Genomic DNA, 21,997 nt, shown 5'->3' with positions numbered 1-21,997 from the left:
CGAGCCCGGGGATCATCAGGCCGAATGGTCCCCGATCCGCTCGCACAAGGCGGCCGTGGCCGCGCTCGGCGCTTCCGTGGTCACCGAAACCGTCTCCCAGGCCGGGACTTCGCCGGACAGTGGGAGGAACCGCGCCTCGGCGGTCTTGTGCGAGAAGTTCTCCGGCACCAGCGCCACGCCGAGGCCGAAGCTGACCAGTTCCAGCAGCGAATGCACGTCGGTGACCTCGAGCGCGACCTTCCGGTGCACCCCGGCCTCCGCGAGCACGGTGTCCGCGAGGTCCCGCGTGCCCCAGCCGGGGTGGAAGTCGACGAAGCGATCCGCCGCCAACTCGGTGAGCCCGACCGACGCGCGCCCGGCCAGCGGGTGGTCCGGGGCGCAGGCGAGCACCAGCGCTTCGGTGCCGAGCGGGGTCACCCGGAGCTCGTCCGGGTAGCGGGCCGGTTTCGCGACGAAGGCGAGGTCGAGCCGCCCGGCCCGCACGTGCTCGATCAGTTCGGTCGACCCGCCGTGCTGCAACCGGACGTCCACCCCGGGATACGCGGTCACGAAGTCGTGGAGCAGGGCGGGCAGGTGCAGCGAGTGCAGGCACTGCAGCGAACCGAGCGCCAGGCTGCCGCGGACGAGCCCCTGGACCGCGGCCACGGCCGCCCGTCCGGCACCGGCCGCGGCCACCGTGCGCCGCGCCTCGACCAGCAGCGCCTCCCCCTCCCCGGTGAGGCGCACCTGGCGGGTGCTGCGGCGGAACAGCGGCGCGCCGAGTTCCTTCTCCAGCGCCCGGATGGTGGCCGACAGCCCGGACTGCGCGACGTGCAGGCGCTGCGCGGCCCGCGTGAAGTGCGATTCCTCGGCGACCGCGATGAAGTACTCGAGCTGCCGCAACTCCATCATTGATCACCCAGACCGCTTAGTCGGATCGGTTCCTTCTGTTGGACAGCTTAATGCCCGGCGCGTTAGCTGGGTGGCGCACCGGACGAAGGAGGAGCACGCATGCAGACGCGCCGCATCGGGGAGATCGAGGTCAGCGCCATCGGACTCGGCGGCATGCCGATGTCGGTCCAGGGCAGGCCGCCGGAAGACCGCTCGGTGGCCACCATCCACGCCGCGCTCGACGCCGGGGTGACGCTGATCGACACCGCGGACGCCTACCACCTGGACGCGAGCGATCCCGGGCACAACGAGTCGCTGATCGCCCGTGCGCTGGCGAGCTACCCGGGTGACACCTCCGCGGTCCTGGTCGCCACCAAGGGCGGGCACACCCGGCCCGCCGACGGGAGCTGGGCGCTCGACGGTTCACCGGCGCACCTCAAGCGCGCGGCGGAGGCCTCGCTCAAGCGGCTCGGCACCGACGCGCTCGGGCTGTACCAGTTCCACCGGCCGGATCCGGCGGTTCCGTACGCCGAGTCCGTCGGCGCGCTGGCCGACCTGCTCGACGAGGGCAAGATCCGCTACGCCGGCATCTCGAACGCGAACCCCGAACAGATCCGGCAGGCGAACGAGATCCTCGGCGGACGGCTCGCCGCCGTGCAGAACGAGTTCTCGCCCGCCTTCCGGTCCAGCGAGCCGGAACTCGAGCTGTGCACCGACCTCGGCATCGCGTTCCTGCCGTGGAGCCCGCTCGGCGGCAGTTCCCAGGCGAGCGAACTGGGCTCGCGGTTCGCCCCGTTCGCCGAGGTGGCCAGGGCGCACGAGGTGAGCCCGCAGCAGGTGACGCTGGCGTGGATGCTGGCGAAGTCGCCGGTGGTCATCCCGATCCCCGGCTCGTCGCGGCCGGAGACCATCAGGAGTTCGGCAGCCGCGGTCCACCTGGAGCTGTCGGCCGCTGAGCTGGCCGCGCTCGACGCGTCCCGCTGAGCCGGGCGGGTGGCAGCGGCCGCACCTCGGCGCCCGGGACCACCGTGCCGCTCAACTGCCCGATGCCCTCGACGGTGAGGCGGACGGTGTCTCCGGGGCGCAGCGGTGGCCGGTCGCCGCCCCGGCCCCACAGTTCGGCGAGGCACCCGCCGTTGCCGCAGGTGCCCGAACCGAGCACGTCACCGGGGCGCACCACCGTGCCGCGTGAGGCGTAGGCGAGCATCTCCTCGAAGGTCCAGCTCATGTTCGACAGCAGGTCCGAGCCGACAACCTCGCCGTTGACCTCGGCGGTCAGCGCCAGCCGCAACCGGCCGTCGTCTTCGCGATAACGCGCCAGCTCGTCGGGGGTGACCAGCCACGGGCCCAGGCTCAGCGCGGTGTCCTTGCCCTTGCACGGCCCGAGCCCGACGGTCATCTCCGCGGTCTGCAGGTCGCGCGCGGACCAGTCGTTGAAGATCGTGTAGCCCGCGATGTGCGCGCCCGCCTGCTCCGGGGTCAGGTCGCGGCCCTCACGGCCGACGACGGCCGCGACCTCCAGTTCGAAGTCGAACCGCGCCGACCCCGGTGGCATCGGCACGTCGTCGTGCGGGCCGAGCACCGAATGCGGGTTGCCGAAGTAGAACGTCGGCGCGGTGTACCACTGCTCCGGCACCCCCGCCCCGCCGCGCATGCCTTCGACGTGTTCCTCGAAGGTGACGAAGTCGCGAATGGACGGTGGCCGCAGCGGCGGGAGCAGGCGGACCGCGGATACGTGCGGCCCGGGTTCGCCCGCCAGCGCCGCGGCTCCGGCCGCGGGCAGCTCGTCCAGCACTTCGATCAGCGACGCGGCGTCGAGCGGGTGCAGCCGATCGTCGTCGCCGAGCACTCCGGCCTGTGCACGACCGCGGTTTTCGTAGGTGGCGAACCGCATGTCACACCGGGGGCGCGACGAAGCAGCCGCGGTCCGGATCGTTGAACGATTCCTTGGCCACCAGCTCGCTCATCGGGTTGGCCGTGCCCCACTGGTCGGTCACCTCGGGCTCGGAGAAGTCGTAGACGTGCGGGTGCCAGCTGTCCTCGTCGAGCAGTTCCAGTTCGGTGGTGTATTCGAGGGTGTTGCCGTGCGGGTCGAAGAAGTAGGAGAAGGTGTTGTCCCCGGCCATGTGCCTGCCAGGACCCCAGACCTTGTGCACGCCCGCGCGGAGCAGCCTGCCGGTGCCGCGCATGTACTCGTCGAGCCCGCGCAGCTCGAACGAGATGTGGTGCAGCGAGGTGTGCGGGCCCTTCGCCAGCGCCAGGCTGTGGTGCTGGGGGTTGATCCGCATGAAGTGCATGACCTCGCCCATGTGCGGTGAGCTCAGCGTGTCCGAGAGCGCGAACGCGAGGTGCTTCTCGTACCAGGCGCGGGTCCTGTCGAGGTCCGGGGAGTTGAGCACCACGTGGGAAAGGCGGACCGGGATGGCTTCCTTTTCTTCGATGCGCCGGTGTTCGCGGGTGTCCACCTCGGCCGAGACCTCCACCGTGCGGCCGTCCACGTCGAAGAACCGGAAGCCGTAGCCGCCACCGAGGGTGCCGAGCTCGTCCGGGGTGCTGATCAGCTTCACGTCGTCCGCGATCAGCCGCTCGGCCAGCGCGTCGACGTCCTCTCGCGTGGCCGCGCCGAACGCGACCAGGTCCAGCCGCTTCTCCTCGGCCTTGCGCAGTCGCACCACGTACTGCTCGGGCGAGCCTTCGGCGGCGAGGAAGCTGAGGCCGGTGTCCCCGGCGACCTCGGTCAGCCCCCAGACACCCGAGTAGAACTCCAGTTGCTTGTCGTAGTCCGGCACGGCGAGGTCGACGTGGCGGAGGTGGGTGAGCAGACGCCGTGATGTCATCGTGGCTCCTTCGCGGACAGGTTGAGCAGGGCGGCGGCGTTGCCACCGCGCACCGCGTGGAAGTCGGGCCCGGCCAGTTCCGCCGCGCGCAGGGCGGCCAGCGGGTCGGTGGTGCCCATGTCGAACGGGAAGTCCGAGCCCAGCAGCACCCGGTCCGCGCCGGCGGCCCGGACCAGTTCGCGCAGCACGTGCGGGTCGTGCACCAGCGAGTCGAACCACAGGTGCCGCAGGTAGTGGCTCGGTTCGTGCGCGCAGCCCCGCGCGTCCGGGCGGACGCGCCAGGCGTGGTCCGCCCGCCCGAGGTGGGTGGGCAGGTAGCCGCCGCCGTGCGCGGCGACGACCTTGAGCCCGGGGTGGCGGTCCAGCACGCCGGAGAAGATCAGATGGGACAGGGCCACGGCGTTCTCCGTCGGCTGCCCGACGCTGTTGGACAGGTACCAGCGGTCCAGCCGCTCGTCGAGCGTGCAGCCGAACGGGTGCAGGAACAGGATCGCCCCGGTTTCCGCGGCCAGCTCCCAGAACGGCTCGTAGGCGGGATCCGAGAGTTCCCGGCCGGGGGCGTGGCTGGAGATCTCCACCCCGGCCAGTCCTTCGCTCAGCGCGTGGTCGAGCATCTGGACGGCCAGTCCGGGATGCTGCAACGGCACCAGGCCGAGCCCGGTCAGGCGGGCGGGGGCGTGCGCGCAGTGCTTGGCGACGGCCGTGTTGGCCGTCTCGCACACCGCGCGGGCGACTTCGGCGCCGGCCCAGTAGTGGTAGTGCGACGGCGACGGGCTGACCAGCTGCACGTCCACGCCCTCGGTGTCCATCGCGGCGAGTCGTCGCACCACCTCGGTCAGCAGGGGCAACCGCTCGCGGATCATCCCGCCGTTGACCGCCGATGCTTCGGCGCCGTTACGGCGGGCGTCCAGTTCGCGGGCGGCGGCCAGCCCCGGGAGCCCTTCGACGAGCTGGTCCACTTCGGACAGCAGGACGTGCGCGTGGACGTCCACGGTCGGGATCGTCACGGCAGCTCCCGCAGCATCACCGCGGCGCGGCCCATCAACCCGGGCACGTCGGCGTCGCGCACCCCGTCGAGCAACCACTGTCCCAATTGGACGGATCCGTCGACGATCTCCCGCACGCGCGGGTAGCGGCGGTCGTGGTACCGGGTGAACAGGCCGTCGTCCCAGACCTCGCCTGCCGCCAGCAGTTCGGTCAGCACGAGCACGTCCTCCAGCGACATGGCCGCACCCTGCGCGAGGGTCGGCGGGCAGGCGTGCGCGGCGTCACCGGCCAGCACCACCCGGCCGCGGTGCCACGGGCCGTCGACCAGCAACCGTTCGAACCAGGTGTAGTTGACCAGCGCCGGATCGGTGAGCGAGCGCTGGATCTCCGGCCACGGGCCGCCGTAGCTCTCGGCCAGGCGCCGCATTTCCTGGTGGTAGGCGGTGGGATCGACGGCCGACCGGTCGCGGTTGCGTTCGACCAGGTAGGCGTACGCGGTGCGCTCGCCGGTCGGGCAGCAGCCGGCGATGAAGCACCCGCCGCCGTAGACCATCTGCGTGTGCTCGACCCCCGCCGGGCGGGACACGGGCGCGCGCCAGATGGCCATGCCGGTCGGTTCGGGTACGCAGTCGATGCCGATGAGCCGCCGCACCCCCGACTGCAGTCCGTCCGCGCCCACGACCAGGTCGTAACGGCCGGTGGTGCCGTCGCCGAAGGTGACCCGCACGCTGTCGGTGTCCTGCTCGAACGCCGTGACGGTCAGGCCGAGCCGGACGAAGGCGCCGGACGCGCGGACGGCGTCGATGAGGATCTGCTGCAGCCGGGGCCGTTGCATGCCGACCGTGGCGGGCAGGTCGTCGCCGCCGACGCGCCCGGACGGCTGGACGGCCAGCACCGTGCCGTCCGGGCTCAGCAGGCTCAGCTCGTCGAAGGCGAACCCGTCGCGCAGCACGGGGTCCAGCACGCCGACCTCGCGCAGCACCCGCAACGCGTTGCCCTGCAAGGTGATGCCCGAACCCGTGGTGGAGTTCCAGTCTTCGCGCAGCTCGACCAGGTCGACGGCGAACCCGGCCCGGCGCAGCAGGACGGTGAGGGCGTTCCCGGCGATGCCACCGCCGACGACGAGCACGGTGCGGGTCATCTCGGCTCCCGGGGTCACTTGACGGCGATGGGGTTGACCGGGGAGCCCACGGCCCCGGTGATCGGCAGCGGCGCGGCGGTCAGCCAGAACTCGTGCACCCCGTCGGCGGCGCAGTCCGCGGCCAGGGCGTCGAGGTCCCACATCTCCCCCACCAGCAGGCCGAGGTGCGGGATGACCACCTGGTGCAGCGGCTGGAAGGCGTGGTCGAACTCGTTGGGCCGGACCTCGAAGCCCCAGGTGTCGGTGGCGATCGCGGCGATTTCGGTGCGGTGCAGCCAGTTCGCGGTGGTGAACGACAGGCCGGGCGCGGGCCCGCCGGCGTAGTCGCCCCAGCCGTCACGCCGTGCCCGGGTCAGCTGGCCCGTGCGGACCAGCACGATGTCCCCGCGGCCGACCGTGACGCCGTGGGCTTCGGCGGTGGCCGTGAGGTGCGCTTCGGTGATGGCGAAACCGTCCGGCAGTTCACCGTCGCCGACGACGCGGCCCACGTCGAGCAGCACGGCACGCCCGGCGACGTGCGCGGCCATGTGCTCGATACCGGTGACCAGGTCACCCTCGGCGGTCACCGTGGTGGCCGCGTCCCGGCCGTTCCACGCCTGGCCGTGGTCGAAGATGTGGCCGAGGCCGTCCCACTGGGTCGAGCACTGCAGGGGCATGGCGATCACGTCGTCGGCGCCGCCGATGCCGTGCGGGAAACCCTGCAACCCGGCGGCGGCGTCCGTGCCGGTATCGAGCATGGTGTGCACCGGATTGGTCCGGCGCCGCCAGCCCTTCTGCGGCCCGTTCATGTCGAACCGCTGCGACAGTGAGAAGCTCGCGCCGCGGCGGATGAGCGCGGCACCCGCGCGGCGGTTGGCCTCGGTGAGGAAGTTCAGCGTGCCCAGCACGTCGTCCGGACCCCAGCGGCCCCAGTTCGAGCAGGCCTTGGCCGCCTCGGCGATCGCGCCTTCGGGATCGGCGCGGTTCACCCGGCCACGCACCGGGTCCGCTGGGTCCCGAGGCCGGTGATGGTGCTCTCCATGACGTCGCCGTCGCGCAGCAGCCGGCCCCAGTGCATGCCGTTGCCCGCCGGGGAACCGGTCAGCACCAGGTCGCCGGGCAGCAGCGTGGTGGTCTGCGAGACGTAGGCGACCAGGCGGGCTACGTCGAAAATCATGTCCTTTGTGGACTCGTCTTGCATGGTCTCGCCGTTGAGCTTGAGGACCAGCCGCAGTTCACCCGGATCGGGCACGAACTCGGCGGGCACCAGGTACGGGCCGAGCGGGGTGAGGCCGGGCGCGTTCTTCGCCCGCAGCCAGTCGGTGCCGATCTCGCGCATGTCCTTGCGGAACACCAGATCGCGCGCGGTGAGGTCGTTGGCGATCGTGTAGCCGGCGACGTGCTCCAGCGCGTTCTCCGGGGACACGCGATACGCCGGGCTGCCGACGACGGCGGCGAGTTCCAGTTCCCAGTCCGGCTGGGTGGTCCACGACGGCAGCACCACGTCGTCCTGCGGACCGGTGATCGCCGAAGGCAGCCCGATGAACACGTACGGCTGGTCCTCGCGGGCCCGGCGGTCCATCAACTCCGCCACCCGTGCGCGGGCCTGCTCCTCGGTCTCGCCGGAGTCCGCCTGCCGGTGGGCCACCGCGAGGTCGATCACGTGCTGGCGGTAGTTGGCGCCGGACTGGAACACCTGCCGCGGCGCGATCGGCGCGTGCACCCGCAGGCCTTCGAGATCAGTCCAGTCCTGCGCGCCCTCGGCGATCTGGCGCAACTCGGGCAGCGCCTCGGCCCAGCGGTCGAGCACCGCGAGCGTGGTGGCGGGCCGCCAGTCGAGCGCCTGCCTCAGATCGGCCACGCGGTCGCCCACCACCAGGCCGGGGAACGGTTCCCCGGCGGCCGAAAAGGTGCCGAGCGCGAACGGGGTCGGTGACGCGGGTGCTGCCATCAGCTGTCCTCCAGGGGGTCTGCACCCACTGTGGCCCAGCCCGGAGGATCACGGAAATGAATGTCTCTGATGGCAGGCATCCACGCCTTGGATGAGCGGGCCCTCAGCCGAGTTCGACGCTCACCGGCACCTCGTTGTTCAGCGTGTGCCCGACCGGCGAACTGCGGATCACCTTCTGGTGCAAGGCTTCCAGTTCCTCCCGCGAGGCGGGCGAGTCGATGCGGACGTTCGCGGTGATCGAGTCGAAACCCGCGTGGCCTTCGGCGAGACCGAGGAACACGTGCAGGTCCACATCGCCCTTGACGTCCACGGTCAGCTTGTCGAGCTGGATGCCCGCGACGGTCGCGTTGGCGGCGTAACCGACGGCGAGGCAGTTGCCCAGCGCGCTCAGCAGTTGCTCGACCGGGTTGGCCGCGCTGTCACCACCACCGAGCGCGGGCGGCTCGTCCGACGGCGTGGGCTCGAACCCGCGGACCTTGGCCGCCGAGCGGAACCCGCCCTCCCAGGCCACGTGCGCGGCCCAGGTGGTCTTGGCCTTCGCGGGGTCGGCCTGAACCGCGGCGACGAGGCCGCCGACGGCTTCGAGGTCGACGGAGTTGAGCGGCTGCTGCACTTCCACGGTCATTCGGGGCTCCGGGTGGCTCGGGATTTTTACCGACACCGGTGAGGGTGACCGCCGCGGGCGGCCGGGGGCAACGGCACCCGCACTGTGGGAAACCGTCCACTCGGGACACTCGGGGCCTGGGCGCGCGTAAATTGACACTTGTCCAGTTCTTGACAGCTGTGTATAAACGGTCCATGCCCGTCGACGAGCGCCCACCGGACCGCCGGGTGGCGCGCTCGCGCGCGGCGTTGTTCGCCGCGGCCGTGCGGCTGGTCACCGAACGCGGCACCACCGCCGTGCCGATCACCGAGCTGGCCGAGGCAGCCGACCTCAGCAGGCAGGCGGTGTACCTGCACTTCGCCAACCGCGACGCGGTGCTGGTCGCGGCGGCGGCCGACCTGGCCCGGCGGGATCTGGTGGGTTCCGGTGACGGGGGCGGCCGCTCCGCGTTGCTCGCGGCGGTCGGGCACTTCGCCGGGCACCGGGAGTTCTACCGCGCGATGCTCTCCGGCCCGTGCGCCTTCGCGCTCACCCGCGCGCTGGGCGACCTGCTCGCCCCGGTCAACCGGCACCTGCTCGGCACGCTGGTGGACGTCGCGCCGGAGACCCTGGACGACCTCGCCGTGTTCGTCACCGGTGGCATGGGCGCGATCATCAACGCCTGGCTGCTGGACGAGGCACGCCCCGATCCCGAAGAGTTCGCCGATCGGCTCGCGCGGCTGTGGCGCGGCCTCGGCCTGACCGCCCCGGCCGACCTGCTCACGAGGTGACCCGAGATGCCTGACCCCACCCTGACCCTCATCGCCCGCCTGACCGTGCTGATCGGCGAACCGGTCGACGCGGGCCCGGTGCCCGGCGGGCACCGGCGGATCATCCCGATCACCGGCGGCACCGCGGAAGGCCCGCGCATCGAAGGCGAGGTCCTGCCCCTCGGCGCGGACTGGAACCTGGTGCGTCCCGACGGGGTCGCCGAAGTGTCCGCGCGCTACCTCGTGCGCACCCAGGACGGCGTCGTGCTGACGATCACCAACGAAGGCACCCTGGAGTTCGACGGCGTCCCGCGCGGGATCACCACGCCGCGCATCGAAGCTCCGGCGGACGGGCCCTACGCCTGGCTCAACGACGCCGTCCTGGTCGGCACCCTGACGCCGGTCGTCGACGGGCAGCGCCCGGTCGGCGTCTCACTCGAGTTCCACCACGCGAACTGAAGGCCCACCATGTCGATCCTCTCGTTCCCGCCGGTCGCCGACTTCGCCGCGCGCACCTTTTCGAAGCTCGCGAACCGCCGGACCCCGTACCACGCCGTCCTGCCCGTGCGCACCGAGGAAATCCGGGTGCCCACGCGACACGGTGAGGTCGCCGCGACGCTCTACCACCCGCCGTCCGCCGACGGCCCGCCCGCGGTCCACGTCAACGCGCACGGCGGTGGGTACGTCACCGGGCTGCCCGCCTTCGACGACGCGCTGTGCCGCCACCTGGCCACGCACGCCGGTGTGGTGGTGCTCAACACCAGCTACGCGCTCGCCCCGCGACGCCGTTTCCCGGTGCCGGTGGAGCAGATCCACGACGTGCTGAAGTGGGCGGCGTCGAGCGATCGCGAGTGGGACGGCGGCAGGCTCACCGTCGGCGGGCAGAGCGCGGGCGGCGCGCTGGCCGCCGGAGCGGCGCGGCTGGCGTGGGAGACCGGCGGCCCGGCACTGGCCCTGCAGGTGCTGCACTACCCGCCGCTGGACCTGGTCACGCAGGCCAAGGACAAGCCTTCGCCGCTGGGCCGCAAGGCGGTCATCCAGCCGTGGATGGGGGAAATCTTCGACACCGCCTACATTCCCGACCGCGGCGAGCGCGGACACCGGCTCGCCTCGCCCGCCTGGGGCGCCAACGCCGACGGCCTCGACGGCATCGCCCCGGCGGTGGTGATCACCGCGGAACTGGACCGGCTGCGCGCGGAAGCCATCACCTACGCCCGCAAGCTCGACGTGGCCGGGGCGCTGGTGCGGCACCACGACGTCACCGGCGCGGACCACGGTTACGACATGCTCGGCGACGCTCCGGGGCTCGCCCGGCAGACCTACGACCTCATCGCCGGGCACCTGCGCCGCGCCACCACCGTTTCCCGATAGGGCTCACACCTCGGGCGCTGAGCCGAGCGCGGCCAGGCAGCGGGTGGCTTGGCGGCGGAACGCGCCCGGGAGGTCCGGTGGGCCACTGACCAGGGTGAAGTCGGCCTGCACCGAAGTGATCATCCAGACCAGGTCGTCGGTCGTCTCGGCACCGAGGTGGAGCAGGCAGCTGCGCGCGTCGACGGCCTCGATCGCGCCCATGCCCGGCCACACGCGGTCCGACACGGCCTCGGCGGACTCGTGCAAGGTGACCGTCGCCTGGCAGGGCCAAGTCCGCGCGGACAGCTGCCGCGCCAGGTAGTCGGCCACGTCATCGTAGGGCAGTTCCCTGGGCGTGAAGCGGGGGCCAGCGGGCGGGCGCGGGGTCAGCCGGTCGACCCGGAAGGTGCGCCAGTCGCCGCGGTCGAGGTCGAAGGCGACGAGGTACCAGTGCCTGCCGAAGTTGACCAGGCTGTAGGGCTCCGCGGTCCGGCGGGAGGCGCCGCCGCGCGGGCTGGTGTAGTCGAACCGCAGGCGCTCGTGGCGTCGGCAGGCGTCGGCGATGGTCATCAGCGCGTCCGCCGAAACCTGCGGGCCGGGCGCCGTCCCGGCGCGCACGGTCGCGGTCTGCAGGGTGTTCACCCGGTGCCGCAACCGCGAGGGCAGCACCTGCTCGAGCTTGGTGAGCGCCCGCAGCGCCGTCTCCTCGATCCCGGCGACCGAACTGCCGGTGGCGGTCCGCAGCCCGACGGCCACCGCGACGGCTTCCTCGTCGTCGAGCAACAGCGGCGGCAGGGAGGCACCCGCGCCCAGCCGGTAGCCGGGCGTGCCCTGCAGGGCGTGGACCGGGTAGCCGAGTTCGCGCAGCCGCTCGACGTCGCGCCGGACGGTCCGCGTGGTGACGCCGAGCCGTTCGGCCAGGTCGGTGCCCGGCCAGTCGCGGTGGGTCTGCAGCAGGGAGAGGAGTTTCAGCAGCCGCGCGGAAGTCTCCAGCATGGGTTCCAGTCTGCCTGATCGTTAGGACCGAAGCTGTCCTAACCGGGTCCTAGCGTGGTTCCCATGACACAGGACATCCAGCCGTTTTCCGTGCACATTCCGCAGTCCCAGCTCGACGACCTCGCCCAGCGGCTGGCCGCCACCCGGTGGCCGGGCGAACTGCCCGGCGTCGGCTGGAGCCGGGGGGTGCCGGTCGGCTACCTCCAGGAACTCGCCGAGTACTGGCGGACCGAGTTCGACTGGCGGGCGCAGGAAGCCGCGCTCAACGCGCACCCGCAGTTCGTCACCACCGTCGAGGGTCAGCGGCTGCACTTCCTCCACGTGCGCTCACCGGAAGCCGGCGCCACTCCCCTGGTCCTGCTGCACGGCTGGCCGGGCGGGGTGACCGACTTCCTCGACGTGCTCGGGCCGCTGTCCGACCCGCGCTCCCACGGTGGCGACCCGGCCGACGCCTTCCACCTGGTGATCCCGTCGCTGCCGGGGTTCGGCTTCTCCACGCCGCTGGCCGGGCCGGGCATGAACGCCGCGAAGATGGCGGGCCTGCTGGTGCGGTTGATGGCACGGCTGGGGTACGAGCGCTATGGCGTGCAGGGGTACGACACGGGCGCGTGGGTCGGGCCGGAGATCGGCAAGCAGGACCCGTCGCGCGTGCTGGGGGTGCACTTGAACGCGGTGCTCACCTTCCCGATCGGCGCCGAAGGTGAGTTCGACGAGCTGCCGGAGGCCGACCAGCGACGCTGGGAGTCGATGCAGAACTTCAACGACGGTTACCTGCAGTGCAACTCGAAGCGCCCGCAGACGGTGACCTACGGCCTGCACGACTCCCCGGCCGGGCAGCTGGCGTGGATCGTGGAGAAGTTCAAGGAGCTGACGCTGCCGGAGGACGGTATGCCGGAGGACAGCGTGGACCGGGACCGGATGCTGGCGAACATCGCGCTGTACTGGTTCACCGGCACCGCGGGCTCGGCGGCGCAGATCTACTACGAAGAGACCTCGGCCGCCGACTGGACCGGCGGCACCCCGTCCCCGTCCCCGGTCCCGGTCGGTGTCCTGGTGTCCGCGCACGACGTCACCATCCGCCGCTGGGCCGAACGCGACCACCACATCGTGCACTGGACCACCCTCGACCACGGCGGCCACTTCCTGTCCATGGAAGCCCCGGCCAGCCTGATCGACGACGTCCGCCTCTTCTTCCGCAAACTCCGCTGACCGCCCCACCCCGGCTCAAGCCCCAGACTCTGAAACCCGGCCACCCAAGTGGGTCTCAGCTTCCCGAATGCAGGCTTCAGCTTCCCGAATGCAGGCTTCAGCCTCCCGAACGTGGAACTCGGCTTCCTGAGCGTGGGTTTCGCCTTCTGAATGCTATGAGTGGGGCATTACTTGCAATGAACGCTAGTAATGCCCCACTCATAGCATTGGCGGGGAGGCGCTGTTGTGCTGCTCGCTTTGGAGGGCGGTGAGGGCTTGGTCCAGGAGGTCGAGGGCGGCGACGGCGCCGTGGACCAGTTTCAGCAGGTTTTCGGTGCTGGACAGCAGGATCCCCATCTTCTCGGCGATCTTCCCGCCGTATTCGACGGCGATCTGCACGACCTGCGGGATGGCCGCCGCGATGCTGGCGCCGCCGGTGGCCGGGGCGGCGGCCAGTGCCTGCATGACGATCGGGTTGATCCGCGCGACCGCTTCGCCGATCAGCTGCGTGACGATGTCGCGGGCCTGTGCCACCACCTCACCGGCACCGGCGAGCGCGCCGGAGGCGGCGGTGCTCGCCTGCGCCGCCGCTTCGAGGCCGTCGGCGAGTTGCGCGGCGGCCGAGCGGTACTCCGTGCCGCCGGAACCCGACCAGTCCGCGGTTTCCGCGGTGCTCGCCTCGCGGTAGGACCCGGCAGCCGCGGAAACGCTCTGCGCGGCGGACTGGAAGCGTTGCGAGCTCGTGGAAATCGCGTCCGGGTCGGCGGAGAGCTGGCCGAGCGGTTCTTCGAGGAACGACACGAATCCCCGCACCCAGCCGAAACCGGCGTCCGAGATCGCCGACAGCGGGCTGCCGGTCATCTCGAGGATGTCGAGCGCCGTGCTCGCGCCCCCGAGCCCGGCGGCCACCCAGTCCCCGTTCTCCACGGCGGCGGTGGTGGTTTTCAGCTCGGCGAGCACCTCGGTCGTCGTCACCGGTCCGCCTCCGCCGAGCGCAGGCGGCTGCCGCCGTCGCCGTCGGCACCCTGGTAGCTGTCCGCCGCCCGGCCGAGCCGCGTGCTCATGCTCTCCACCGTCGCGGACGCGTGGTGGAAAGCCTGAGCGGTCCGGCCCAGCACCTCCCGCAGCCCGGCGGTGAGGAACTCGGTGAAGGTGCCCAGCGCGGCGCTGTCCAGGCCGCCCGGCAACGCGGCCGCGACGGTGGACACCTCCGCCGCGACACCGCTGGTGGTCCGGGCGTGGGCCCGGATCCGGTCGGGATCGACCAGCACGTTGTTCATCGGGAGATCTCCGGTGGGTTCGAGAAGTAGTGGTCGTCGTCGGGCACGGCGGCGGGGGCGGGTTCGGCCGCCGCCAGGTTCCGCTTGATCAGGTCCAGCGCCGGGCCCTCGCCGGTGTACTCGGTCATGATCTCGACGACCTGCGCCCCGGCCACGCGCTGCGCTTGCCGCGCGGTGGCCAGGATGAGCTGCGCGAGCTGGTCGGCGTCGAGCGCGCGGGCGGCCGCGGTCAATCGCAGGTCTTCCAGCGCGCCACTGACCCCGACCGCGACGGACACCTCCCCGCGCGGGGAGGTCGCGCTGCCGCCGACCTGCCGCAGGTTCGATTCGACCGCCCGCGCCGTGGCGTCGAGGCGTTCGAGGTTGCTCTGGTAGTCGGCCAGCCACCGTGCCGGATCCATGGACTTCCCTTCAGCGCGGGCTGCGCGCGATCGTCGCCAGTTCTTCGAGTGCGGACCGCACCCCGGTCCGCCGCAACGGGTTCACGCTCACCCAGCCGTCGGTGGCGGCGTTCACCACGACCCGCCCCCTCGGACCGTCCAACCAGGACAGTTCGTTCCCGGCCCGCACCCCGCGCCGGGTCGCGCCGAGCTGGCCGAGGCCGTGCACCGGCACCACCAGTCCGACCAGGCTGTCCAGCGCGGCCGGATCACCGCCGTGGTCGCGGAAGAGGTCCCGCAGCTCCTGTTCGCCCGGCTCGTCCGGCAACCGCGCCGCCGCGGTCACCGCACCGGCGGGCAGCGTGATCGGCATCGACACCGGCGCCGCCACCTCGGGCACCTGCTTCAGCAGTTCGGCGGCCAGCGCGGCGTCGTGGAACCGCCGCACGCCGACCGTGCCCGCCGGGTCGTCGTCCAGCACCTGGCGGCACAGCAGCACCGACTGCCGGTACACCAGCGCGACCACGCCGATCACCCGCTCGCCGGTCAGCACCAGATCGACGGTGCCGCGGTGCTCCCGCAGCGCGGTGACCACCTCGGCGGCCATGCCCACCGGCCCGGACTCCCCGGCCAGGCCGCGTCTGTACAGCGTCTCCCCGGCCACGGCGAGCAGGATTTCGCGCTCACCGGCGATCCGCCCGAAGGAGGGCACCCGCAACGGGAACGGCGGCGACACCCCGGCGTACGCGGACAGCAGGTCCAGCTCGACAAGTCCGAAGTGGACGGACTCGGTGGTGGGTTCTTCGACGGCCAGTGTCATGCGCCGGGCCCCTCCGCGGACCGCAGCGCCCGCGTGTGGTCGGCTTCCGCGTCGGTGAACCGGTTTACCGTGGCGTGCAGCGCCCGGTGGTAGCCGGTCAGCTCGCCGTCGGCGGCGCTGACCGCACCCGAGAGCCCCGATTCGCCCGCCGCCTCGCGCAGGCGCCTGGCCAGGTGCAGCGCCGGCGGCGCGGTGCCCAGTCGCGGCAGCTGCCCGGCCAGCCGGTTCGCCGAGGACACCAGGCCGGTGGTCCGGTCGCCGAGCTCGGCGAGCGCGGCCACCTGTGCGGTCAGTTCCTGCGGCTCGACCTGGAACCCGGAAGTCACGGTCGTCTCCTGTTCTCGCGAGGGGTTCACAGCCCGATGACCGGGCTGCTGGTCCGCTCTTCGACGGCGAAGAGCTGCTGGTCGATGGTCGGCATGCGGTTCGTGTGCGCCTCGTCCTCGGCGCCCTGCCCGCGCCCGCCACCGGCACCGCCGGGCAGCATGCCGCTCGAGTTCGCGCCGCGGCCGCCCAGCGGCCCGGACATCGCGCCACCCCGGCCCGCCGTCCCGCGGCCCAGCACGCCACCGCCGGTGGTGGCACCGGATTCGACCGGCACCGAGCCGACCAGCTGGTTCCACGGCAGCCCGCCGCCGCTGCCGGCCGCGCTGCCACCCGCCAGTCCGGCACCCGTGAACCCCGCCGCGGTCGTCCCGCTGCTCGTGCTGCTACCCAGCCCGGCGGCTCCGGCGTTCCCGGCGGCTCCGCCCGTGCCGGGCGTGATCGCCTGGCTGCTGTCCAGCAGGCTCGACTCGTAGCGCTGCATCACGTGCACCGCCTGCGCCTTCTGCTCGGCCGCCGCCGCGCTGGCCAGGAAGTAGCTCGCGCCACCGGCGGCCACGGCGCCGATCGCCGCGCCCATCAGCGCACCAGGCCCGGCGCCCACCCCACCGGCTCCCGCGCCGACCACCGCCCCGATGGCCGCTCCGGCGCCCGCTCCGGCGGCGGCACCGGCCAGGCCCGCTCCGAGGGGGTCGCCGGCGGGCGGTGGCATGGTGTTCCGCGCGACGGCGAGTGCGTCACCGGCGTCCTGCGTGGCGCCCTGCACGGTGATCGCGCGCGAGCCGATGTCCGAGCTCGTGTCACCCAGTTCCGTGAGCCGGTTCGCGGCCAAGTCCGCCGCGCCACCGCTCCAGTTCGACTCCAGGGTGCCGCGCTGCCCCCGCAACGCGTCGCCGTGCTCGGTCAGCTCGCTGCCGTGCCGCCCCCACTCGGCCGCCATCGAGCTGACCTCGCCGACATCGGCGTTGTCCCACAACATCCCGTACAGCTCTTGGTGCGTGTAGGCGTTCCAGTTCGTGCCATCGGGCGGGATCGGCGAACCGAAGTAGCCCTCCCACACGTTGCGCAGGGCGTCCACCACCGGCTGCGCCAGCGCCCCCGCGGGCCCCGCTTCGCCGAGCACGGCCGTGGCGGCGGCCGCCAGCTCCTGCACCCCGGCCGAGGCCTGGTCGATCAGGGTGCCGTCATCACCCGAGTTGTCGCTCATGCTTCTTCTTCCGTCCCCACCGTGCTGATGGGAGAAGAAGTTAGGGGTGGGCGATGAAATTTCGGTGTAACGCCGATCGCGCCCGGTGTTCGCGCAGGTCCACCGCCCGGCGGGTGGCCGCGAGGCGGTCGCGGATCTCGTTCTCCAGCCGGGCGTAGGTCTGCTCGGTGAGCTGGCCGAGCGCCCGCTGGTGCAGTTCCAGTGCCAGCTCCAGCTCGCCCAGTTCCTCCTCCGCCGTGCCGCGCCGGGTCAGGCAGCTGGCGTAGAGGATGCGGTCCGAGACCTCCGCCGCCCCTTCGGCGCCCTGCCGCAGGCAGGCCGCCGCCTCGGCGAAGTTCCCCATCGCCAGGTGGACCGAGCCCGCGTAACACAGGGTCCTCGCCACCACGACCGGGTTGCCGATCTTCTCCGCCACCACCCGCGAGCGCGCCAGGTAGCCGAGGGCTTCGTCGTGCCTGCCGTTGAGGTGGTGCAGATAACCGAGGGTGGACAGGACCCGCTCCAGCAGCCAGTCGTCCTCGTACTCGACGGCCGCGGTCATCGCCTCGGTCAACCCGGCCGTCGCGTCGGCGAACCGCCCGTCCAGCACGTCGAGCGTGCCGAGCCAGCCCACCGCCCTGGCCCGTTCGCGGCCGTCACCGGTGTGCTCGCTGATCCGCAGCGCCTCGGTGAACCAGTCGCGTGCCTGGTCGTAGTAGCCCGGCATGGCGTGCGCGTACCCGAGGTGGAGCCGCACCGTGGACGGCATCCGCCGGTCGCGCGCCTCGCTCGCCAGCGGCAGGACCAGCCGGATCGCCGCGCGGCACTCCTCGTAGCGGGCGAGCCGGATGAGGTAGTCGACCGCGCTCTCGGCGAGCCAGCATGCCTGGTCGGCCCGCCCCGCGCGCACCGCGTAGGCGACCACGTCGCTGAGGTCACCGGCCTGGTCGAGCCAGGCGGTCGCGTCCCGCCAGCCGGTGAATGGCACGCCGTCCAGCTCCGGGCCGCCGGGCAAACCCGCGAGGCCGCAATCGCCGGCGTGGCGCCCGGCTCCGATGTAGAGGTTCAACACGCCGTTCACGGCGGCTTCGACGACTTCGGCGGGTTCTTCGGCGGCCAGGCGGCGCGCGTACACCGCGACCAGGTCGTGCAGCCGGTAGCGGCCGGGTGCCGGTTGCTGCAGCAGGCTGGTGTCCACCAGGCTTTCCAGCGCGTGCTCGGCGTCCGCCGCCGGGGCACCGAGCAGCGCGGCCAGCACCAGCCGGTCCAGCACCGGGGTCGGGGACAACCCCAGCATGCGGAACGCCCGCTGCTCGAACGGGGCGAGCTGCTCGTAGGACAACCGGAACGCGGCCTCCACGCTGCGGTCCTCTGCGGTCAGCTCGCCGAGCCTGCTGCCGTCGTCGGCCAGCCGTGACACCAGGTACTCGAATGTCCACATCGGACGGTTTTGCAGTCGGGCCCCGGCGATCTTCAGGGCGAGCGGCAACCGGCCGCAGAGCCGGGCCAGCTCGCGCACCGCCTTCTGTTCACGGCCCGCCCGCGCGCCGCCGACGATGCGGTTCAGCAACTGCTGCGCCTGCTCGAGATCCAAGGGCCCCAGGGAAACCCGGCGGTCGGCGTCCAGTCCGGCCAGCCGCCGCCTGCTGGTCACCAGCACCCGGCTGCCCGGCCCGGCGGGCAGCAGCGGCCGCACCTGTTCGGCACCGGCGGCGTCGTCGAGCACCAGCACCAGGCGCAGCGCGGCGGTCGCCGACCGCCAGTGCGCCGAGAGCTCGTCGAGGTCGTCCAGCGTGCGGCTGTCGTCCTCGCCGATGGCCCGCAGCAACCGCCGGAGCACGCGGGTCGACGCCAGTGCCGCCTGTCCTTCGCTGTGCCCGTGCAGGTCGACGAACAGGCAGCCGTCGGGGCACTGCTCGCGCAGCGACTGCGCGGCCCGGACCACCAGCGCGGTCTTCCCGGCTCCGGCCACGCCGTCCACCGCGGCGATGGTCACCGCCTCGTGCTCGACCGGCGCGGTGAGCAAAGCGAGTTCCCGGTCCCTCCCGGCCAGTTCCCCGGCGTCGAGCGGGAGTTCCACGCGCGTGCGGCGGTCGGCGGGTTCACGCCGGGCGGTCAGGCCGAGCAACGCGTCGTCCCCGCGCAGGATCGCCTGGTACACCTGCTGCACCTCGGTGTCCGGCTCCATGCCGAGTTCTTCGATCAGCCGGTGCCGCAGCCTGCCGAACACCTCCAGCGCCTCGGCCCGCCTGCCACCGGCGTAGTAGGCACGCATCAGCAACGCGGCCAGTGTTTCGTTGCGCGGGTGCGCCGCGGTCAGGCCGGACAGTTCGGCGATCGCCCCGGGGTACTCGCCGAGCCGCAGCTGCCAGTCGACCTTTTCCTGCGCCAGCACGATCCGGCGTTCGGTCAGCCGCCACCGCTCCCCTTCGGCGAAGGGGCCGGGCAGGCCGTCCAGCGGCTCACCTTCGAACAGGGCCAGCGCTTCCGCGTGCGCCCGTACCGCGGCGGCCAGGTCACCGTCGCGCCCGGCTTCGGTGCCTCCGGCGGCGATTTCCTCCAACCGCGAGGCATCCAGCGAAATGCCGTCACCGGCGAAGCGGTAGCCGCCGCGGTCGCTGGCGATCACCGCGTCTGCGTCGACACCGGCGGCGTGCAGGCACCGGCGCAGGCGGAAGATGTAGCCGGGCACCACTTTCACGCCGGTGCCGGGCGGTTCGTCGCCCCACACGCGGTCGAGCAGTTCGCGTTTGCTGAAGGTGACCCCCGGGCGCAGCAGCAACGCGGCGAGCAGCGCCTGCTGGCGCACCGGGCCGAGGTCCAAAACCCTTTCGCCGTACCAGGCTCGCAGCGGCCCGAGCACGGCGAACCGCAGCCCGGTCACCGGGCGGCCCGGCCCAGCCCGGTAGCGCACCGGCTCCCCACCGTTGGCATGCGCCGAGTATATGGCCTACGCCCCGTAGGTATCAGACTCCAGGTAGGTACTGCCGTGGATTCACCGCCTTGATTTCTGTACCTACTGGTATGTACGGTCCGGGCATGCCACTGGTTCGCATCGACGCCCTGCACGCCACCCCCGAACGACTCGACGCGCTCGGCCGCGCCGTGCACGAAGCCCTCCAGGAGACCGTGGACGTACCGCCCGACGACCTGTTCCAGATCCTGACCAGCCACGACGGCACGACCGGCCGCCTGCGCTACGACGACTTCCTCGGCATCCACCGCGACGAGGGCATCGCCTACATCTCGATCACCCTGCGCGCCGGGCGCACCCCCGCGCAGAAGAAGGCGCTGTACCGCCGGATCGCCGAACTGGCGGGGAAGTACGCCGGCACCGAGCCGAGGAACGTGTTCGTGGCGCTCACCGAGAACGAGCCGATCGACTGGTCGCTCGGCCACGGTGAGGCCCAGTACGCGAACTGATCCGCACACGGCCGATTGACTCCCCGGGTGCCCCGGTTGTAGTTTGCCGAAATTGGACCAGACCAATATGTGCTGGGGGCACCTGGTTCTGTTCCGGCGTGCCCTCGGCCGAAAAGGAAGAGGTCAACGTGCCTGAAGGGCATCCGGGGAGTCGTTCCACCACCAGACGGGCGTTCGCGGCGACGTGCGCCGGTCTGCTGGGCGCCACCCTGCTCGCGATTCCGGCCATCGCGGCGGAAGACGGTGTCAGCGCGGAAAGCGCGTTGCGCGGTATGTCGCTGGAGCAGAAGATCGGCCAGTTGTTCGTGGTCTCCGTCTACGGCAAGTCGGCGGGCGAAGCCCACGCGAACAACCAGAAGATGTACGGCGTCGCCACGCCCGCGGAGGTCGTGCGCAAGCACCACGTCGGCGGGGTCATCTACTTCAACAACGACGACGCGGACAACGTCGACGGCCCGGCGCAGCTGGCCCGGCTCTCCAACGGCCTGCAGCGCGCGGCGCTTTCGTCGGGCGCGCGCGTCCCGCTGATCGTCTCGATCGACCAGGAAGGCGGGCAGACCACCAGGATCAGCGCGCCGGCCACCGAGTACCCCAGCAGCATGGCACTCGGCGCGGGCCGCTCCGCCGAGGACGCGAAGAAGCTCGCCCAGATCAACGGCCGCGAGCTGCGGGCGATGGGGATCAACCAGAACTTCGCCCCGGTGGCCGACGTGAACTCCAACCCGCTCAACCCGGTGATCGGCACCCGGTCGTTCTCCTCGCGCCCGGGGCTGAGCAGCGAACTGGTGGCTGCCGAGGTCCACGGCTACCAGGACGCGGGCAGGCGTACCGAGACGGTCTCCACCTCGGCCAAGCACTTCCCCGGCCACGGGGACGCGGCCACCGACAGCCACACCGGGCTGCCGATCATCAACCGCTCCGAGGCCGACTGGCGCGAGATCGACCTGCCGCCGTTCCAGGCCGCCATCGCCGAGGGCGCGGACTCGATCATGAGCGCGCACATCGCCATGCCCAGCCTCGACCCGTCGGGCGCACCGGCGACGCTGTCCAAGCCGATCATGACCGGGCTGCTGCGTGAGGAACTGGGCTATGACGGCGTGGTCGTCACCGACGCGCTGCGGATGGACGCGATCCGCAAGCTGTACCCCGACGCGGAAGCACCGGTGCTCGCCATCGAAGCCGGCGTGGACCAGATGCTGCTGCCGCCGGACTTCAGCGCCGCGGTCAAGGGTGTGTCGGACGCGGTGCACAGCGGCCGGCTCACCGAGGACCGCATCGACCAGAGCGTGCTGCGGATCCTCAAGCTGAAGTTCAAGCGCGGCATCCTGGCCAAGCCGCTGGTCGACGAGCGGGCCGTCGGCAAGATCGTCGGCAGCAAAGCGCACCGGGACACCATCGCGAAGATCTCCGGCAAGACCACCACGGTCCTGCGCGACGACGCCGGGCTGCTGCCGCTGAAGAAGCCGGGCAAGGTGCTGGTCACCGGCTGGACCAAGGCCGACTTCCCGGGTTATCCGGCTGATCCGGTCACCTCGCTGGCCGGTGAGCTCCACGGCACCGCGGTGCCCACCGGCGAGAACCCGGCCCCGGCCGACGTCGACAAGGCGGTCGCCGCGGCGAAGGGCGCGGACACCATCGTCGTGCTCGCCAACGGCCTGCGGACGAGCCCGGCGCAGGTGTCCCTGCTCAAGAGCATCCAGGCGACCGGGAAGCCGGTGGTCGCGGTGTCCATCCAGGAACCGTACGACCCCGCCTTCGCCGACGCCGCGACCTGGGTGGCCACCTACGACTGGCGTGATGTGTCCATGTCGACGCTGGCCAAGGTCCTGCGGGGCAAGCTCTCGCCGACCGGCAAGCTGCCGGTCGACATCCCGGCCGCGGACGACCCGGCGAAGATCCTGTACCCGTTCGGGCACGGCCTGCGCTGGTGAA

Annotated in this window: 23 protein-coding genes; 7 read left to right on the top strand and 16 right to left on the bottom strand. The window is 72.0% G+C overall.

The features are described from left to right. Window positions 1-15: 15 nt before the first annotated feature. Window positions 16-888 carry a LysR family transcriptional regulator gene (locus L3Q67_RS30665; protein ID WP_499184908.1) on the bottom strand — a complete coding sequence of 291 codons (873 nt, stop codon included), beginning with the start codon at window positions 886-888 and terminating at the stop codon, window positions 16-18. 102 nt (window positions 889-990) lie between these two features. On the opposite strand from L3Q67_RS30665, the gene L3Q67_RS30660 reads away from it, so the two are divergent. Continuing rightward, a complete protein-coding gene (locus tag L3Q67_RS30660) occupies window positions 991-1,854 on the top strand; it encodes an aldo/keto reductase (RefSeq protein WP_499184907.1) in 864 nt (287 codons plus the stop codon). Here the strand turns inward: L3Q67_RS30660 and L3Q67_RS30655 are convergent. From L3Q67_RS30655 to L3Q67_RS30625, 7 genes are all read right to left on the bottom strand, one after another. Then, window positions 1,781-2,764, bottom strand: a complete 984-nt coding sequence (locus L3Q67_RS30655) for a fumarylacetoacetate hydrolase family protein (protein ID WP_499184906.1) — start codon at window positions 2,762-2,764, stop codon at window positions 1,781-1,783. The two genes, L3Q67_RS30660 and L3Q67_RS30655, sit on opposite strands and share 74 nt — an antisense overlap. Window position 2,765: 1 nt before the next feature. Beyond that, window positions 2,766-3,707 carry a VOC family protein gene (locus tag L3Q67_RS30650; RefSeq protein WP_499184905.1) on the bottom strand — a complete coding sequence of 314 codons (942 nt, stop codon included), beginning with the start codon at window positions 3,705-3,707 and terminating at the stop codon, window positions 2,766-2,768. Further along, the gene (locus L3Q67_RS30645; protein WP_499184904.1) at window positions 3,704-4,714 is read right to left on the bottom strand and encodes an amidohydrolase family protein; all 1,011 of its coding nucleotides are present in this window, start codon (window positions 4,712-4,714) and stop codon (window positions 3,704-3,706) included. The genes L3Q67_RS30650 and L3Q67_RS30645 overlap by 4 nt, the downstream gene beginning before the upstream one ends. After that, window positions 4,711-5,835 (bottom strand): FAD-dependent oxidoreductase, encoded by a 1,125-nt coding sequence (locus L3Q67_RS30640; RefSeq protein ID WP_499184903.1) that lies wholly within the window; start codon window positions 5,833-5,835, stop codon window positions 4,711-4,713. Before L3Q67_RS30640 ends, L3Q67_RS30645 begins: the two co-directional genes overlap by 4 nt. Window positions 5,836-5,849: 14 nt before the next feature. Then, window positions 5,850-6,803, bottom strand: a complete 954-nt coding sequence (locus L3Q67_RS30635; RefSeq protein ID WP_499184902.1) for a cyclase family protein — start codon at window positions 6,801-6,803, stop codon at window positions 5,850-5,852. Then, entirely contained in the window at window positions 6,800-7,765 is a 966-nt protein-coding gene (locus tag L3Q67_RS30630; protein ID WP_499184901.1) for a fumarylacetoacetate hydrolase family protein, read from the bottom strand. The genes L3Q67_RS30635 and L3Q67_RS30630 overlap by 4 nt, the downstream gene beginning before the upstream one ends. 103 nt (window positions 7,766-7,868) lie before the next feature. After that, window positions 7,869-8,390, bottom strand: coding sequence for an OsmC family protein (locus L3Q67_RS30625; RefSeq protein WP_499184900.1), 522 nt, complete (start codon window positions 8,388-8,390; stop codon window positions 7,869-7,871). A gap of 173 nt (window positions 8,391-8,563) precedes the next feature. Here L3Q67_RS30625 and L3Q67_RS30620 point away from each other — a divergent pair, with 173 nt between their 5' ends. The 3 genes from L3Q67_RS30620 to L3Q67_RS30610 are packed head-to-tail and all read left to right on the top strand — an operon-like array spanning window position 8,564 to window position 10,489. Further along, window positions 8,564-9,139: a TetR/AcrR family transcriptional regulator gene (locus tag L3Q67_RS30620; RefSeq protein WP_499184899.1), complete on the top strand. Its 576-nt coding sequence runs from the start codon at window positions 8,564-8,566 to the stop codon at window positions 9,137-9,139. Window positions 9,140-9,145: 6 nt separating this feature from the next. Further along, window positions 9,146-9,577, top strand: coding sequence for a DUF3237 domain-containing protein (locus L3Q67_RS30615; protein ID WP_499184898.1), 432 nt, complete (start codon window positions 9,146-9,148; stop codon window positions 9,575-9,577). A 9-nt stretch (window positions 9,578-9,586) separates the two neighbouring features. Next, window positions 9,587-10,489 carry an alpha/beta hydrolase family protein gene (locus L3Q67_RS30610; RefSeq protein WP_499184897.1) on the top strand — a complete coding sequence of 301 codons (903 nt, stop codon included), beginning with the start codon at window positions 9,587-9,589 and terminating at the stop codon, window positions 10,487-10,489. A 3-nt stretch (window positions 10,490-10,492) separates the two neighbouring features. Here L3Q67_RS30610 and L3Q67_RS30605 read toward each other — a convergent pair whose 3' ends face one another. Continuing rightward, window positions 10,493-11,464: a helix-turn-helix transcriptional regulator gene (locus tag L3Q67_RS30605; RefSeq protein ID WP_499184896.1), complete on the bottom strand. Its 972-nt coding sequence runs from the start codon at window positions 11,462-11,464 to the stop codon at window positions 10,493-10,495. A gap of 63 nt (window positions 11,465-11,527) precedes the next feature. On the opposite strand from L3Q67_RS30605, the gene L3Q67_RS30600 reads away from it, so the two are divergent. Further along, window positions 11,528-12,673 carry an epoxide hydrolase family protein gene (locus L3Q67_RS30600; protein WP_499184895.1) on the top strand — a complete coding sequence of 382 codons (1,146 nt, stop codon included), beginning with the start codon at window positions 11,528-11,530 and terminating at the stop codon, window positions 12,671-12,673. A gap of 198 nt (window positions 12,674-12,871) precedes the next feature. Here the strand turns inward: L3Q67_RS30600 and L3Q67_RS30595 are convergent, their stop codons facing one another. From L3Q67_RS30595 to L3Q67_RS30565, 7 genes are read right to left on the bottom strand one after another with little or no spacing between them, the layout of a single operon-like run. After that, a complete protein-coding gene (locus tag L3Q67_RS30595; protein WP_499184894.1) occupies window positions 12,872-13,627 on the bottom strand; it encodes a hypothetical protein in 756 nt (251 codons plus the stop codon). Then, window positions 13,624-13,932 (bottom strand): type VII secretion target, encoded by a 309-nt coding sequence (locus L3Q67_RS30590; protein ID WP_499184893.1) that lies wholly within the window; start codon window positions 13,930-13,932, stop codon window positions 13,624-13,626. The genes L3Q67_RS30595 and L3Q67_RS30590 overlap by 4 nt, the downstream gene beginning before the upstream one ends. After that, window positions 13,929-14,333, bottom strand: coding sequence for a YbaB/EbfC family nucleoid-associated protein (locus tag L3Q67_RS30585; RefSeq protein ID WP_499184892.1), 405 nt, complete (start codon window positions 14,331-14,333; stop codon window positions 13,929-13,931). Before L3Q67_RS30585 ends, L3Q67_RS30590 begins: the two co-directional genes overlap by 4 nt. A 10-nt stretch (window positions 14,334-14,343) precedes the next feature. Next, entirely contained in the window at window positions 14,344-15,132 is a 789-nt protein-coding gene (locus tag L3Q67_RS30580; RefSeq protein WP_499184891.1) for an ESX secretion-associated protein EspG, read from the bottom strand. Then, on the bottom strand, window positions 15,129-15,458 hold the full coding sequence (locus L3Q67_RS30575; RefSeq protein WP_499184890.1) for a hypothetical protein: 330 nt from the start codon (window positions 15,456-15,458) through the stop codon (window positions 15,129-15,131). Before L3Q67_RS30575 ends, L3Q67_RS30580 begins: the two co-directional genes overlap by 4 nt. 26 nt (window positions 15,459-15,484) lie before the next feature. Continuing rightward, window positions 15,485-16,663 (bottom strand): WXG100 family type VII secretion target, encoded by a 1,179-nt coding sequence (locus tag L3Q67_RS30570; protein WP_499184889.1) that lies wholly within the window; start codon window positions 16,661-16,663, stop codon window positions 15,485-15,487. 40 nt (window positions 16,664-16,703) lie between these two features. Beyond that, complete coding sequence (locus L3Q67_RS30565) at window positions 16,704-19,556, bottom strand: AfsR/SARP family transcriptional regulator (RefSeq protein ID WP_499184888.1); 2,853 nt, start codon at window positions 19,554-19,556, stop codon at window positions 16,704-16,706. Between the two features lie 125 nt (window positions 19,557-19,681). Between L3Q67_RS30565 and L3Q67_RS30560 the strand changes: the two genes are divergently transcribed. Next, window positions 19,682-20,065, top strand: a complete 384-nt coding sequence (locus L3Q67_RS30560; protein WP_499184887.1) for a tautomerase family protein — start codon at window positions 19,682-19,684, stop codon at window positions 20,063-20,065. Window positions 20,066-20,274: 209 nt separating this feature from the next. Next, complete coding sequence (locus tag L3Q67_RS30555) at window positions 20,275-21,996, top strand: glycoside hydrolase family 3 protein (RefSeq protein ID WP_499191681.1); 1,722 nt, start codon at window positions 20,275-20,277, stop codon at window positions 21,994-21,996. Window position 21,997: the final 1 nt, after the last annotated feature.

This window comes from Saccharothrix sp. AJ9571 (genome assembly GCF_021725495.1).
In the GTDB taxonomy this organism is placed as follows: Bacteria; Actinomycetota; Actinomycetes; order Mycobacteriales; family Pseudonocardiaceae; genus Amycolatopsis; species Amycolatopsis magusensis.
This window is presented reverse-complemented; position numbering and strand designations above follow the sequence as displayed.

Bases quoted from the DNA above. Each gene is read 5' to 3' on its own strand.
- L3Q67_RS30630 (WP_499184901.1), bottom strand. From the start codon at position 7,765: ATGGCAGCACCCGCGTCACCGACCCCGTTCGCGCTCGGCACCTTTTCG.
- L3Q67_RS30570 (WP_499184889.1), bottom strand. From the start codon at position 16,663: ATGAGCGACAACTCGGGTGATGACGGCACCCTGATCGACCAGGCCTCG.
- L3Q67_RS30640 (WP_499184903.1), bottom strand. From the start codon at position 5,835: ATGACCCGCACCGTGCTCGTCGTCGGCGGTGGCATCGCCGGGAACGCC.
- L3Q67_RS30610 (WP_499184897.1), top strand. From the start codon at position 9,587: ATGTCGATCCTCTCGTTCCCGCCGGTCGCCGACTTCGCCGCGCGCACC.
- L3Q67_RS30605 (WP_499184896.1), bottom strand. From the start codon at position 11,464: ATGCTGGAGACTTCCGCGCGGCTGCTGAAACTCCTCTCCCTGCTGCAG.
- L3Q67_RS30660 (WP_499184907.1), top strand. From the start codon at position 991: ATGCAGACGCGCCGCATCGGGGAGATCGAGGTCAGCGCCATCGGACTC.
- L3Q67_RS30655 (WP_499184906.1), bottom strand. From the start codon at position 2,764: ATGCGGTTCGCCACCTACGAAAACCGCGGTCGTGCACAGGCCGGAGTG.
- L3Q67_RS30590 (WP_499184893.1), bottom strand. From the start codon at position 13,932: ATGAACAACGTGCTGGTCGATCCCGACCGGATCCGGGCCCACGCCCGG.
- L3Q67_RS30560 (WP_499184887.1), top strand. From the start codon at position 19,682: ATGCCACTGGTTCGCATCGACGCCCTGCACGCCACCCCCGAACGACTC.
- L3Q67_RS30600 (WP_499184895.1), top strand. From the start codon at position 11,528: ATGACACAGGACATCCAGCCGTTTTCCGTGCACATTCCGCAGTCCCAG.
- L3Q67_RS30650 (WP_499184905.1), bottom strand. From the start codon at position 3,707: ATGACATCACGGCGTCTGCTCACCCACCTCCGCCACGTCGACCTCGCC.
- L3Q67_RS30665 (WP_499184908.1), bottom strand. From the start codon at position 888: ATGGAGTTGCGGCAGCTCGAGTACTTCATCGCGGTCGCCGAGGAATCG.
- L3Q67_RS30580 (WP_499184891.1), bottom strand. From the start codon at position 15,132: ATGACACTGGCCGTCGAAGAACCCACCACCGAGTCCGTCCACTTCGGA.
- L3Q67_RS30620 (WP_499184899.1), top strand. From the start codon at position 8,564: ATGCCCGTCGACGAGCGCCCACCGGACCGCCGGGTGGCGCGCTCGCGC.
- L3Q67_RS30585 (WP_499184892.1), bottom strand. From the start codon at position 14,333: ATGGATCCGGCACGGTGGCTGGCCGACTACCAGAGCAACCTCGAACGC.
- L3Q67_RS30625 (WP_499184900.1), bottom strand. From the start codon at position 8,390: ATGACCGTGGAAGTGCAGCAGCCGCTCAACTCCGTCGACCTCGAAGCC.
- L3Q67_RS30615 (WP_499184898.1), top strand. From the start codon at position 9,146: ATGCCTGACCCCACCCTGACCCTCATCGCCCGCCTGACCGTGCTGATC.